This window comes from Acinetobacter sp. HR7 (assembly GCF_000773685.1).
Taxonomy (GTDB): Bacteria; Pseudomonadota; Gammaproteobacteria; order Pseudomonadales; family Moraxellaceae; genus Acinetobacter; species Acinetobacter thermotolerans.
Genome location: NZ_JPQO01000222.1, coordinates 1 through 13,931 on the forward strand (window position 1 = coordinate 1; position 13,931 = coordinate 13,931).

Consider the following 13,931-nt stretch of genomic DNA (forward strand, 5'->3'; position numbering starts at 1 on the left):
AGGTTTGTGCAACAAAGCCGAGGTAAAGAAGAACCTTTTTAAGTATTATATATGAAGCACTAAAATTTTTTTACTATGCAATTAATAAATAGTTGTAATACTATCTCGTAAGTCAATTTAGCTCCTTTCTAAAATGATTATTAAACTCCAAACCCCTCGCCTAATCCTCCGTCAATGGCAAGAATCGGACTATCCCGCTTTTATCGAAATGGGCCAAGATCCAGAAGTCATGCGCTACTTTCCTGCACTGCTCACGCCTGAGCAAAGTTTACAATTTATTGAAAAAGTGACTCGACAGATTGAGCAGCATGGTTGGGGCTTATGGGCGGTTGAGCTCAAAGAGAATAAAGAATTTATTGGCTTTATTGGACTGCAACCCCAGCCTGAACTGTTTGAGTTCTCACCCTGTATTGAAATTGGCTGGCGGCTTGCAAAGAAGTTTTGGCATCATGGTTATGCCACTGAAGGTGCAAAAGCAGTTCTCAAACATGCTTTCCGAAATTTAAGATTAGACATGGTCGTTTCATTTACAGCATGCCTCAATACACCATCTGAACGCGTCATGCAAAGACTGGGTATGGAAAAAGTCCGCGAGTTTGACCATCCACTCCTTCCACCTGAACATGCTTTAAGTAAACATGTACTTTATGAAATACAGCGCAGTGATTATTTACATATACCGTTTTGCTAATTGTAACTTTGTTAAAAACAAATGCCTGTTAATGTAATTGTTGTATCTACTGCAAAAGCGATTTCAAATACTAAGGCTTTTAAAATTACAAAGTTATGTTGTGTAGCACTTTAATACTTAGTTGCCATTTAAAAATCTTTATTTTAATACTGATTCAAAGCAGAAAATTGGGAATTAAAATATGGCACAACATGAGCAAAGTCAGCAGCAGAAAAGTCAAGAGCAGCCACTAAAAAAGATCAATGATCAACTACCTCAACAAGAACAGCTCCATCAACAGCCGCAAGGTCAACCCTTAAAACAAGTGAACAACCCACCAGAAGCACCTAAACATTGAAAATCATCTTTTTGTATATTGATTAATGAGCACATAGACAACTCAAGTAGGTCTAAATACTTAATTGAACCTTTTACATCATTTTTATTCTTGGTGAAGACTTTTATTTTTAGAATAAAATAACTTTCTTATTTTTCCCGAGTAATCTAGTTTCAGTAAGCTATTAGCAGCCAATTTTCATCCACTCAATTTAACTCCTAATCATTACACATAAAACTTTATCTATTTTTATAATTTATATTGGATAAAATCTTATAAAGATTACTATTTCAGCAAATTCGACATTAAAAACAATTTCAATAAAAATAATATATTGTAATTATTAATGTTTTTATTGAAATGATATTCAATTAAACAGATAAGTAATCACATTTTATTCACTATATTGAATATACAATAATTGCTATGATTGCCCTCATTCAGAGCAAAAAACCGAACTATGCCTTTTAATACACTCTATTTTCTCTCTCCAAATAGAGGATAAGTACAGCGATTCGGTGAACTCTGAGCTATAGAATTTAATTGAACTGTTGCTGCATATTGCCTCATCCCTTGCCAAAGTTCCATATGACATTTGTGCATGGCATGTTAGGTTATAATAAAACTCCACTTTAACATGACCTTAAAATGCATATACTTTAGTCAACACGAGAATTAGGACATCTTTATGAAAAAGCTACTTAGCGTTTTACTCAGTGCATCTGTATTGACTTTAACTGCATGTGGAAAACAAGAAGCGCCTACAACGGACGCAGCACAAAACAAAGACTCAGGTGAACTACAAACAGTTACTATGGCGTCCACTGGTTCAGATGCTGATATCTGGCGTTACATTGCGACTCTGCCTGAAACCAAACAGGCAGGCATTAAGCTAGAAGTAAAAAACTTCACTGACTACGTTGCAATGAACACTGCCGTGGCGAACAAAGAAATTGATGTCAATGCATTCCAGTCTTATGCTTATATGGTTGCCTATAATGATGCCAATACGCAGAAGATCGCTCCGCTGTCTACCACTTACCTTGAGCCAATGGGGATCTACTCAAGCAAAGTGAAAAAAGTAGAAGAATTCAAACCAGGTGCAACGATTGCCATTCCTAACGATGGCGCTAATGAATCACGCGCATTGCTGTTATTGCAATCTGCTGGTCTGGTTAAACTCAAACCAAACTTTGACTATGTAAAAGGCACACCTGCTGACATAACTGAAAATGCAAAAAATATCGTGATTAAGCCAATTCAAATGGCAACAGCGGTTCGTGTCAAAGACGAAGTGGATGCCATTGTGTTGGGTAATACCCTGGCGATGGAAGGTGGATTAAACGTATTAAAAGATGCGATCTACTATGAAGCGATTGACCAAAGCACTAAAATGAATGTGAACATTCTGGCTGTGGCTGCTGACCGTCAAAACGACCCAGTACTTCAAAAAGTAGGTGCCTTGTATCATACTCCTGCTGTGAAAGCCTATGTTGATGAACACTTCGGTGGTACCAAGATTGCGGTAAACAAACCAGTAAGTTACTTAACTGAAGATAAGTAATACAATAATCTATATACAGAACAGGCAAGGTTTTCTTTGCCTGTTTTTTTATTCCTGATGCAGTTTTTGACACTATGATTGAATTTAAAGACATCTCCAAACAGTACGTGCTAAAGGGTCAAACCTTGCATGCCTTGAATCGGATCAATCTGCAGATTCCGACCGGCAGTATCTTTGGCATTATCGGCTACAGTGGTGCCGGTAAAAGCACCCTGATTCGCCTGATTAACCTGCTGGAACGACCAACTTCGGGCCAGGTCATCATCAATGGCGTGGACTTTACTGCTTTGGATGCCAAATCATTGCGTCAGGAACGTACCCAGATCGGCATGATCTTCCAGCACTTTAATCTGATGCAGACTAAGACTGTGGCAGATAATATTGAAATGCCAATGAAACTGCTCGGCTGGAGCAAAGCTGAACGGGAAAAGCGTCTTGAAGAACTTCTGGATTTCATTGACCTGAAACATAAGCGTCATGCTTTCCCAGATGAACTGTCTGGTGGTCAGAAACAGCGTGTCGGTATTGCCCGTGCCCTCGCTAACCATCCAAAAATTCTGCTGTGTGACGAAGCCACTTCTGCCCTTGATCCGCAAACCACCAAGTCCGTACTACAACTGCTAAAACGCATTAATCAGGAGCAAGGTATTACCATTGTGATGGTCACCCATGAAATGGATGTGATCGAAACTGTATGTGATTACGTGGCCGTGATGGAAAAAGGTGATGTGATTGAGACCGGTTCTACCCTGCAGATCTTTAGTCAGCCGCAACATCCGACTACGAAAAACTTTATCCAGACTGTACTCCAGCAAAACTTGCCAGTGAATATTCTGGCGAATCTAGAAAACCAGAATCATCACAGTATTTATTGTTTAAAATTCTTGGGCAGCTCGGCTCAGGAAACCGTGATTCAGGGTGTAATCAAACAGTTTGATATCAGCTTGAATATCCTGTTTGCCAATATGACGGAAATTAATGGCTCGGTGATTGGACAGATGTTCATTCAGCTTCTCGGCAATCCAGCGCAAATCACCGCTGCAATGCAATATCTGAGAGATAACGGCGTACAGGTAGATCAGGCAGGGGTACAGGAATGAGAGACTTAATTGTACAGTGGTTGACCACTATTACTGCGCCATTCTGGAAAAGCTCGCTGTCGATGGATCAGTTTGTTACAGCACTGCAAGAAACCTTCCATATGGTGTTCTTTGCGATGTTGTTTAGCTGTATCTGGGGCTTTATCCAGGCGATCATTTTACTCGTCACTCGTCCAAACGGGATTCTGCCAAACCGTATCATTTACCATGGCTTGAATCCGATCGTAAACGCGCTGCGTTCCCTGCCCTTTATTATCCTGCTGATTGCAGTTATTCCATTAACTAAATTCTTAGTGGGAACTTCTATTGGTACCTGGGCGGCAATTGTGCCTCTGACCATTTATGTAGGTCCATATATCGGTCGTCTGGTGGAAACGTCACTACTTGAAGTCAATGAAGGCATTATCGAATCCGCCCAAGCCATGGGTGCAACCCCAATGCAGATTATCTTTAAGTTTATTCTTCCAGAAGCACGTAGCTCACTAATTCTGAATCTAACCACCGCAACGATTAGCCTGATTGGTGCAACGGCAATGGCAGGTGCTGTCGGTGCCGGTGGTATTGGTGACTTAGCGATTTCTTATGGTTATCAGCGTTTTGATACTTCTGTGGTGATCATGACTGTGATTGTTCTCTTGATTCTGGTACAGATTGTACAAAGTGTCGGTGACTGGTTATCAAAACTTCGATAAGTCAGCCCTCTGAATTGATAACGCCCTCTTTTTGAGGGTTTTATTATTATCTAAATACATTCAAATTTTTTTCTGTACATCAAAAAACCAAATCTACATTTGGTAAGTGCTACGGCGACATGGATGTCGCCCGTTGGTCTGTGGCACATGGACGTGCCATCAGATCAACAAAGGGGTTTTGTTACTTTTGCCCCATCAAAAGTAAAAGAAAACTTTCTTAACTCATGACCTAATAAGCCATTAAAAAAAATCAAATTCAATCTTGACCTAAAAGTTAGCCATTTCCCCTCAATTTCAAACTGAAACAATAAATCCCGTGCTAAACTATCGAGTGGTTTTTGCAGGGACTCATATATGCACTTTGTTCATCTTGGTATTCATACAGAATTTTCGATTACTGAATCCATCGTACGTATACCTGATCTAGTCAAAGCTGCTGCTAATGACGAGATGCCTGCGCTCGCCATTACTGACCTGTCCAACCTGCACGCTGCGGTAAAATTCTATAAAAAATGCCTAGGTGCTGGAATTAAACCCATTTTAGGTTCAGAAATCCGCCTGAATGATGCCGAACATCGCGCCACCCTGCTAGCGATGAGCAACAAAGGTTGGCGTAATCTGACTGAACTGGTCTCTGAAGGTTATATCAGTGGTCAGCAGCTGGATATTCCTTGCGTACAAAAAGAATGGATCCTGAACCAGAATCAAGACCTGATTGTACTGCTCGGCATCAATTCTGATGTCGGCAAAATGCTGATTACCTCGAACCCGCAAAAAGCTGAACCCCTATTACAGGAATGGGTCGAAAAATTTGGCAATCGTGTCTATCTGGCTCTGACTCGCACCAACCGTGCCAATGAAGATGCTTTCATCGAAGAAGCGGTTAAACTGGCGAAAAAATTTAATATCGGTGTGGTCGCACATAATGATGTGCACTTTATTGCGCGTGAAGACTTCGAAGCGCATGAAGCACGTGTCTGCATCGCCGATGGTTATGTCTTGGGTGATAACCGTCGCCCGAAACTGTACAGCCCTGAGCAATATTTCAAAAGCTCAGAAGAAATGGCGGAACTGTTTAGCGATATTCCAACAGCGATTGAAAATACCTACCACATCGCTCGTCGCTGTAATGTGACCTTGCGTCTCGGCTTCCACGATCTGCCCGACTATCCGATTCCTGAAGGTCACACCATTGATACCTACTTCACCCATCTTTGTGAAGAAGGTCTGGAAGAACGCCTGAATTTCCTTTATCCACTAGAAAAGCGTGGCGAAGACTGGCCAGAAATCCGTAAACCTTATGATGAACGTCTGGCCTTTGAGATCAATATTATTCTCACCATGCAGTTCCCGGGCTACTTCCTGATCGTGATGGACTTCATCCAGTGGTCGAAGAACAACGGCGTTCCAGTCGGTCCAGGGCGTGGTTCGGGTGCAGGTTCCCTTGTAGCATATAGCCTGAAAATTACCGATCTTGATCCACTGCGTTATGACCTACTGTTCGAACGTTTCTTGAACCCTGAACGTGTATCCATGCCCGACTTTGACGTCGACTTCTGTATTGCAGGTCGTGACCGCGTGATCGACTATGTAGCGCGAACTTATGGCCGTGATGCGGTATCACAGATTGCAACTTTTGGTACCATGGCGGCCAAAGGTGCTATTCGTGACGTAGCCCGTGTACTGGGTAAATCTTATGGTCTGGCAGACCGTATTTCCAAACTGATCCCGACCAAACCATTAGGCTTAAGTCTGGAAGAGTCACTCGAAGCTGAACCACAGCTGAAAGACATAGTCACCAACCCTTCGAACCCGGATTATGACGATGCTTCAGAAATCTGGGAAATGGCACTGAAACTGGAAGGCATTACCCGGAATACAGGTAAACACGCCGGAGGTGTGGTGATTGCCCCAACCAAGCTGACCGACTATTCCGCTGTACTCTGTGATGCCGATGGTACTGGTCGTGTCGCCCAGTTCGATAAGGACGACGTTGAAGCTGCCGGCCTGGTAAAATTCGACTTCTTAGGTCTGCGTAACCTGACCGTAATTGAAGATGCCATCAAGCATATCAATGCACGTCCAGACATCACCGAGCCGGTCAATATTTCCTATATTCCGCTGGATGACAAAGCAGCCTATAACATCTTCGCAACGGCAAATACCACTGCGGTATTCCAGTTTGAATCCGTCGGCATGAAAAAGATGTTGAAGGATGCTCGTCCAAGTAAGTTTGAAGAAATTATCGCCTTCGTATCCTTGTACCGTCCGGGTCCGATGGACCTGATTCCGGACTTTATCTTCCGTATGCACGGCGGTGAATTCGAATATCTGCATCCATTATTGGAAAAAGTACTAGAACCCACCTATGGCATCATGGTGTATCAGGAACAGGTGATGCAGGCCGCACAGTTCTGTGCAGGCTATACCCTCGGTGGCGCGGACTTACTGCGTCGTGCCATGGGTAAAAAGAAAGTTGAAGAGATGATCAAGCATCGTCAGATCTTCATCGAAGGTGCAGCGAAAAAAGATATCGATGAAGCCACTGCAAACCATATCTTTGACTATATGGAAAAATTCGCCGGCTATGGTTTTAACAAATCGCACGCGGCCGCTTATGCCTTAGTTGCCTATCAGACCGCGTGGCTTAAAGCGCATTACCCGGCTGAATTCATGTCTGCGGTGATGACTTCGGAAATGCAGAACACCGATAACGTGGTGTTCCTGATTGATGACTGCCGTAATAACGGCCTAGAAGTACTGCCACCATCGGTGAATATGTCACTGTACCAGTTCCATGCCAGCGATCCAAAAACCATTGTTTATGGTTTAGGGGCAATTAAAGGCGTGGGTGAAGCCGCGATGCAGTCGGTGATTGAATCCCGCCAGAATGATGGTCCGTATAAAGACCTGTTCGACTTCTGTCACCGGATTGACCTGAAAAAAATTAACAAACGTACCCTCGAAGCCCTGATTCGTGCCGGTGCGTTAGATTGTTTAGGTATTGAACGTGCCGATCTGATGGCACAACTACCAGAAGCAGTGCAAGCCGCTGAACAAGCACGCCACAATCGTGAAACCGGCATTATGGATCTTTTTGGTGAAGTGGAAGAAGTTCAGCGTAAGCCAATTAAACCAGTCAAACCATGGTCAGATGAAGTCCGCCTGAAAGGTGAAAAAGATACTTTAGGCCTATACCTGACTGGCCACCCGATTGATGTCTATCGCAATGAGCTAAAAGCCTTTGTGCCTTGTCAGATCAATGAACTGACGCCGACCCGCCGTGGTGTGACCACAGTTTTTGCCGGTCTGGTGGTAGATGTTGCCAACTTCCCGAACCGGATGATGGTGACACTGGATGACGGTACCGCACGTATCGAAATTTCCAGCAACCATGAACGTTTCCAGCGCTTTAAAGACATCATTCAGGTTGAAAAAGTTGTAGTGATTGAAGGTGAAATCTACGAACGTGAAGGTTTTGACCGCCCGCTCGGTCGCTTAACCAAAGCCTTTAGCCTGAATGAAATCCGTCAAAAACGTGCCAACAGCATCAAGATCACCCTAGATGCCGAGCACTACAGCAAAACGCTGTCTAAAGACCTGCAGCAAATCCTACTGCCATATACCAATGTGGATATGAGCACGCATATTCCGGTGATTCTGTATCTGGATTATGGCTATGCTACAGCCGAACTGCATCTGGGCTTAAGCTGGAAAGTTGCACCGCTGGATGAGCTGCTCGCCAAATTGCGCGACTATTTCGGCAAGACTGCCTTGCATATCGAATATCAGGTGAAATCCAAGGCTGCCCGCGCGGTGTCTTATGAAGAAGCCAAACCAGTTGAAGTACCACCACCGCCCGCTGACATGAGCATGGACGATGCACTGGCACTTTATGAAGCTGAGTCTCAGGCCCAGTATTCCTAATCTCTCAATTTAAAATATTCAAACTGGAATTATCATGAGTCTAATTGACAATGCTGCTGTTTCAGCACATCTCTCCCATGTGCGTATTGTCATGGTGAATACTACCCTCCCGGCCAATATCGGCAGCGCCCTGCGTGCCATGAAAACCATGGGACTATCCAAACTGGTGTTGGTGGCACCGAAAACCTATCCTCATCCGGATATTGATGCTCTGGCAGCCGGCGCTACGGATCTAATTGAAAAAATTGAAATTGTCGATACACTGGAAAATGCAATCAAAGACTGCCAGATTGTATTTGGCACCAGTGCCCGTAGCCGTACCATTCCATGGCCATTACTGGATGCCCGCCCGGCAGCTGAAAAGGCCCTTTCTGCTGTAGTTGAAGATCAACAGGAAATTGCAATTCTTTTTGGCCGTGAAGACCGCGGCCTGACCAATGAAGAACTGGCCCTGGCCAATTATCACCTGACCATTCCAGTCAATAGCGACTACGGCGTTTTAAACGTTGCCCAAGCGATTCAGGTCATCTGCTATGAACTGCGTATGGCAGCACTGGATCAGGTTGAACATCCCCGTGATCCGAAAGCCTCCATGCAAGTGGTGGATGGTATTGAAATGGAATGGGATGAACCGCTGGTCACTCATGAGCAGATGGAACAGTTTTATCCGCATCTGGAAAAAATGCTGGCAGAAATTGAATTTATGGATCCAAAAAATCCACGATTGCTGCCTTTACGCTTGCGTCGCCTATTCGGACGTATACAATTAGATCGTATGGAATATCACTTATTGCGTGGTATTTTTAGCCGTGTTCAAGCCCTGAGTAACGGCACCTGGAAGAAATCTTCACATACTACCCAACAGGACGAGGATCAAATCTAATGTTCAAACAGCTCAAAGAGGATATACAGGCTGTCTTCGCGCGCGATCCTGCTGCACGCAATACCCTGGAAGTCTTGACTACCTATCCAGGCATTCACGCGCTGATTATGCACCGTGTTGCTCATGAACTGTGGAACAAAGATTGTAAAGGCACGGCCCGTGCACTGTCCTCGGTGAGCCGTTTCCTGACCGGCATTGAAATCCACCCAGGTGCCAAGATCGGCAAGCGTTTCTTTATCGACCATGGCATGGGTGTGGTGATTGGTGAAACCGCGGAAATTGGTGATGATGTGACCCTGTATCATGGTGTGACTCTCGGCGGTACCACATGGAACAAAGGCAAGCGTCACCCGACCCTGGAAGATGGTGTAGTCGTAGGTGCAGGTGCCAAGATTCTTGGGCCATTTACCGTCGGTAAGAATGCCAAGATTGGTTCCAATGCTGTAGTGACCAAAGCCGTCCCGGAAAATACCACTGCTGTTGGCAACCCGGCGCGCTTTATCCGTAAAGATGAACCAAAAGATGAAGCTGAAGTACGCCGTCGCGACTATGCACAAAGCATTGGCTTCCAGCCTTATGCCGCAACTGAAGACCAGTCCGATCCGATTCTGGACGGTATGCGTGTACTGCTGGATCGTATTCAGCAGAATGAAAAGCGCATGAATATGCTCTGCAACCGTCTGTCACTGCTAGACCCGACTTTCAACAAGAATCAACTGAATGAGAAACCATTCAGTAAAGAAGAACTGAAGATTCTTGAAGACGCCCGTCGTGAGTGTGAAGCTCAAACATCACAATCTAAAGCTTAATTCGTAAGAATAACACGCTGTCACTTGCATGTTCGTTTTAGTTTTCTTAGACTGACGAACATGCGTTTTTACCAGCTTTTCAAAATAACATAAATGGATGTATACCATGACATTTAAGCCATTGGCGCTTGCCTGCTTAGCAATTGCATTGACGGCGTGTTCCACTCCATCCCACAAACCTGCTGCACCACAAAATGCAATGGTCTTTGCTGAACCGGAACTGACTCCACCCTTTTATGCATTAAACCCATTTAACTATAACGAACCACCTCCATTTGAAATTCACTTGCAAAAAGCGGCAGCTGCACCAGTGACAAAAATGGTGGTGAATAGCAGTGAAGATCCGTCGAAAAAAATTACGCTGGAAGTGAACAAGCTGATCATTCCAACGGTGAACAGCAATACGCGTTCGATGCGTTACGCTACACTGGCAGGTCAGGATGAAATCGATATCACGGATATTGATGACTTCCTGCAACTGGTTGAAGGTAAGGCACGTCACTATCCACCTCGTTTTACTGAACGTCAGGAACGTAAAGGCTTTGAAATTAAGCTGAAACGCGTGACTCAACAGCTGGATACTTTGGCAGCAAACAGTAATGCATCTTTTGATGTACTGATCCGTGCGTTTAAAGCGAGCGTGATGGCACGTAACCTGGACTTGGGTTCAGTCTATACCACCAAATCCCTGACTTATGCGCAGCGTATCCTGAAAATCAACCAAGATGATGCAGAAGCCAACTTCTGGTTTGGTTTTGGCCTGTCTGAAGGTGGCGGTCATCGTGAAGCCATTCCTTACCTTGAAAAAGCCATGCAAGCAGGTGTTCAGGAAGCGTATCTATCTGCGGCAAATAACTACATTGCCATGGAAAATAAAAAGAATGCGGTTCAGGTGCTAAAAAACTACAAGGTGAAATACCCGCAAGAAGCTGAAGTTGCTGACCGCCTGATTCAGGAAATTGAAAAACAAGGCCGCTGGAATGTATGGCAAGTGATGACGCCAAAAAATTAATGTAAATATTACTCGAATCTGAGTTACAAAATAGACTGCTGCGGCAGTCTATTTTTTTGAAAAAATAAGTAAAATACAAAACATTACTACACCATTAGACTGAGCATCCAGAATCTATATGCACTATAAAATGAATAAAGCATTGCTCCTCTGTTCACTCATGTTCACCGCCTTCCTGACTGGTTGTCAGGTGGTCAGCGTGAAAGAACAGGCCATTAATGTCACCATCAGCAATGAACGTGACAGTATCTTGACCCGGGACAAGCTCAGTGAAGCCAGCCTGAACGTACTGTCCATGACTGGACGCGAAGCCAGAATCTGTACTGAACAGCCGCAAAATTGTGTCAATGAACTAAAACAGATTCCCGAAATTCTGGATGAACAGCTACTCTCCACTGCCAGTGAGCTTTACTTAGCCAAATCGTTACAGCTAGGGAAATCTTCAGAATGTAAAAATAGCGGTGTACTGGCTAAAACCCAGTCTGAAGAAAAAAAGCAGCTGCATAAACAGAATCAGGAGAAATGTCAGGATCAACAACTGGCGATGCTGGATCAAAGTATCCGTTACAGCTATGCCTACCTGTTCAAGACTCAACGTGCCCCGCAAGACCGGATTTTTGACAACCGTCAGGTTCAGATTCGTGACTTCTACAACCTGGCAATTGCCCATCTGATTCACGTCTATTCTGAACGCCATAAAGCCAAAGAAGCGAGCCGCAAGATTCAGGTCGGGAATAGTATTTATACGGTCAATTTCGAGAATTATCCGGAAATCAAGGATCAGCCTTTTGAGCAACTGATGTCGACCTATAACATGAACTTTTCCGGCCTGCGTTCAATTACCCGTCGTGACGGTTTTGGTTCTGAGTTTGTGGTGGTGTTACCGGAAGAAAAACGCATTACCCCAAACAAAAAATACATTGTCGATCCATTGAACTTTAAATATCAGGAAGGTCGTAATCCGAATATCCACTCAGCACGTTATTTAGCGACTACTATTACAGCAATTCCGAAATCAGCCACCAGTGTAGAGCAGATTATCAATGGTCCGGAATTCCAGCTCAAACTGTATGACCCGTACAAACATGACAAAGTCACTGTCGCTGGCAAGCAGTATTCACTGGCTGCCAACTTTTCGGCACCATATGGTCTGTGGCTAGCGGAAAATAATCTCGGACGCTCGGCTTATCTGGTGCTGATCGACCGCGATGACAACCTGACCATGCCGCATCTGTATATGCTGGAACCATATAATCCAAAGAAAAAAGTGATTGTGCTGATTCATGGTCTGGCCAGCAGCCCAGAAGCCTGGATCCGCCTCACTAATGACATCATGGGTGATCCGGTATTACGGGAGAATTTTCAGGTCTGGCAGGTGTTCTATTCTACTAATATGCCAATTCTGGAAAGCCGTTACCAGATCAATGCCCTGATCCAGCAAGGTTTCCAAAAGGTCAATCAACAGGATCCAGCCAAAAAAGATGCCGTGCTGATCGGTCATAGTATGGGCGGTGTCATTGCCCGTCTGCTGGTCAGTGATGCCAATCTTGTACCACGTACCGAAGAACTGCTGAATAACCGTCGAATTGAACGTTTCCGAAATAATCCTTTATTCAAAGCCCGCTTACAGTTGAAACCGGTTCCTAATTTTAGCCGGGCTATTTTCCTGGCAGCACCACACCGCGGCACCGATTATGCGGATCGCTGGTTTACCTTGGCAGCACGTAAAATCATCAAGCTGCCGGGTGCTTTCCTCGGTGCCTTTGCCGATACATTGCAAGGTGAAATTGGTCTGGATGACTTCGTCAAAGAGATTGGCCATGACATGATCCAAAACGGACCAAGTGACCTGTCACGGAACTCGAAATTTAATGCCATCACTCGTGATGTGGTTCCTTACAAAGGTTTAAAGTTCCATAGCATCATGGGCAATACCACAAGCAGTAAAGACAAGGATGTCATGACGGATGACGTTGTGCCATATCGCAGTGCCCATCTTGACGGCGCACTTTCAGAAGAGATTATTAAAGGCGGCCACTCAATTCAGGAAACCCCTGAAGCAGTGTTAGAGCTGCGCCGGATTTTGCGTCTGCATTTAACTGAACTTGGCCTATATCAACCAAAGTAAATCTATAAACTAAAAACCGGAGCCTAGACTTCGGTTTTTTATTTTCAGGTTATATAAATCCGTGCATTTAGCGTAGTGAAAACAGCCAAACTTTCGGCTGATTGGAACGAAGTCAACGAATCCATTTCTTTCTAAAAATTAATTTTGCTAGACTTAGCACAACAACAATTTTGCATTACTGCCCTCAAAATACTGTACAGCCACATGATACATGGGCTGCAGATCAGCAGTATTGAATGAATACACAGTATGCCTATTATTTCTAAAGGATTTCTTCTTAATGACCAGTTCAGAACTCATGGCTGATCTTTCAACTCTCACTCCCATGATGCATTAGTGTAAATATATTGTTTTTTATAAAATTTTTAAAAAATTTATTCATTAAGTACACTAAAAAGTACACTTTTAAAAAAATCAACCATTTTTTATAACTTAAGGAAGGCTCATTCATATCATATAAGAGTTCAAGTAGATGCCTTACTCATATAAACCATCGAGTTGAGGTAAAGTTAGAAAATAAGATGGGGTAGAATTCTTCAACTCCCCCAATGCATTTACTCGTTTAGAGGCCTGAATCAGAAAACAATACTCTTTGGCTCGAGTAATACCAACATAATGTAAATTTCGGTCTTGCTCCAACTCAGGATAAAAAGGTGGATCATTCCAATTGCCTGTGTACTCTCTATAGGGAAAAACCCACTCTTCTAATCCCACATGGATCACTGTATGAAATTCTAACCCTTTAGATTTATGCAAATTCATCATTTGAACTTCACTTGGCTCAATAGGGCTTTGTTGCACAAACCTAT

At 43.9% G+C, this 13,931-nt stretch carries 11 protein-coding genes; 10 read left to right on the forward strand and 1 reads right to left on the reverse strand.

The features are described from left to right. The first annotated feature begins 133 nt into the window (after positions 1-133). The 10 genes from GW12_RS14500 to GW12_RS14540 all read left to right on the forward strand — a co-directional run bounded on the left by GW12_RS14500 (position 134) and on the right by GW12_RS14540 (position 13,122). Entirely contained in the window at positions 134-691 is a 558-nt protein-coding gene (locus tag GW12_RS14500) for a GNAT family N-acetyltransferase (protein ID WP_034588922.1), read from the forward strand. Positions 692-872: 181 nt separating this feature from the next. Beyond that, entirely contained in the window at positions 873-1,028 is a 156-nt protein-coding gene (locus tag GW12_RS15790; protein ID WP_161788395.1) for a hypothetical protein, read from the forward strand. A 667-nt stretch (positions 1,029-1,695) separates the two neighbouring features. After that, on the forward strand, positions 1,696-2,571 hold the full coding sequence (locus tag GW12_RS14505) for a MetQ/NlpA family ABC transporter substrate-binding protein (protein ID WP_034588923.1): 876 nt from the start codon (positions 1,696-1,698) through the stop codon (positions 2,569-2,571). 74 nt (positions 2,572-2,645) lie between these two features. Next, positions 2,646-3,671: a methionine ABC transporter ATP-binding protein gene (locus tag GW12_RS14510; RefSeq protein WP_034588925.1), complete on the forward strand. Its 1,026-nt coding sequence runs from the start codon at positions 2,646-2,648 to the stop codon at positions 3,669-3,671. Beyond that, positions 3,668-4,363, forward strand: a complete 696-nt coding sequence (locus GW12_RS14515) for a methionine ABC transporter permease (protein WP_034588927.1) — start codon at positions 3,668-3,670, stop codon at positions 4,361-4,363. Before GW12_RS14510 ends, GW12_RS14515 begins: the two co-directional genes overlap by 4 nt. A 354-nt stretch (positions 4,364-4,717) precedes the next feature. Further along, complete coding sequence (gene dnaE, locus GW12_RS14520; RefSeq protein ID WP_034588928.1) at positions 4,718-8,290, forward strand: DNA polymerase III subunit alpha; 3,573 nt, start codon at positions 4,718-4,720, stop codon at positions 8,288-8,290. Between the two features lie 34 nt (positions 8,291-8,324). After that, positions 8,325-9,173, forward strand: a complete 849-nt coding sequence (locus GW12_RS14525) for an RNA methyltransferase (protein WP_034588929.1) — start codon at positions 8,325-8,327, stop codon at positions 9,171-9,173. Next, positions 9,173-9,982, forward strand: a complete 810-nt coding sequence (gene cysE / locus GW12_RS14530) for a serine O-acetyltransferase (RefSeq protein ID WP_034588931.1) — start codon at positions 9,173-9,175, stop codon at positions 9,980-9,982. The genes GW12_RS14525 and cysE overlap by 1 nt, the downstream gene beginning before the upstream one ends. A gap of 106 nt (positions 9,983-10,088) precedes the next feature. Further along, the gene (locus tag GW12_RS14535; protein WP_034588932.1) at positions 10,089-10,994 is read left to right on the forward strand and encodes an ABUW_2363 family tetratricopeptide repeat lipoprotein; all 906 of its coding nucleotides are present in this window, start codon (positions 10,089-10,091) and stop codon (positions 10,992-10,994) included. A 118-nt stretch (positions 10,995-11,112) separates the two neighbouring features. Next, positions 11,113-13,122 carry an alpha/beta fold hydrolase gene (locus tag GW12_RS14540; RefSeq protein ID WP_034588934.1) on the forward strand — a complete coding sequence of 670 codons (2,010 nt, stop codon included), beginning with the start codon at positions 11,113-11,115 and terminating at the stop codon, positions 13,120-13,122. A 477-nt stretch (positions 13,123-13,599) separates the two neighbouring features. On the opposite strand, the gene GW12_RS14545 is transcribed toward GW12_RS14540, so the two are convergent. After that, positions 13,600-13,931 (reverse strand): 3'-5' exonuclease (locus tag GW12_RS14545; protein ID WP_161788396.1); only part of this gene is annotated, 332 nt, incomplete at its 5' end.

What these genes read in the sequence shown, in the direction of transcription:
- GW12_RS15790 (WP_161788395.1), top strand. Translation starts at nt 873, where the DNA reads ATGGCACAACATGAGCAAAGTCAGCAGCAGAAAAGTCAAGAGCAGCCA.
- GW12_RS14510 (WP_034588925.1), top strand. Translation starts at nt 2,646, where the DNA reads ATGATTGAATTTAAAGACATCTCCAAACAGTACGTGCTAAAGGGTCAA.
- GW12_RS14525 (WP_034588929.1), top strand. Translation starts at nt 8,325, where the DNA reads ATGAGTCTAATTGACAATGCTGCTGTTTCAGCACATCTCTCCCATGTG.
- GW12_RS14540 (WP_034588934.1), top strand. Translation starts at nt 11,113, where the DNA reads ATGCACTATAAAATGAATAAAGCATTGCTCCTCTGTTCACTCATGTTC.
- GW12_RS14505 (WP_034588923.1), top strand. Translation starts at nt 1,696, where the DNA reads ATGAAAAAGCTACTTAGCGTTTTACTCAGTGCATCTGTATTGACTTTA.
- cysE (WP_034588931.1), top strand. Translation starts at nt 9,173, where the DNA reads ATGTTCAAACAGCTCAAAGAGGATATACAGGCTGTCTTCGCGCGCGAT.
- dnaE (WP_034588928.1), top strand. Translation starts at nt 4,718, where the DNA reads ATGCACTTTGTTCATCTTGGTATTCATACAGAATTTTCGATTACTGAA.
- GW12_RS14500 (WP_034588922.1), top strand. Translation starts at nt 134, where the DNA reads ATGATTATTAAACTCCAAACCCCTCGCCTAATCCTCCGTCAATGGCAA.
- GW12_RS14515 (WP_034588927.1), top strand. Translation starts at nt 3,668, where the DNA reads ATGAGAGACTTAATTGTACAGTGGTTGACCACTATTACTGCGCCATTC.
- GW12_RS14535 (WP_034588932.1), top strand. Translation starts at nt 10,089, where the DNA reads ATGACATTTAAGCCATTGGCGCTTGCCTGCTTAGCAATTGCATTGACG.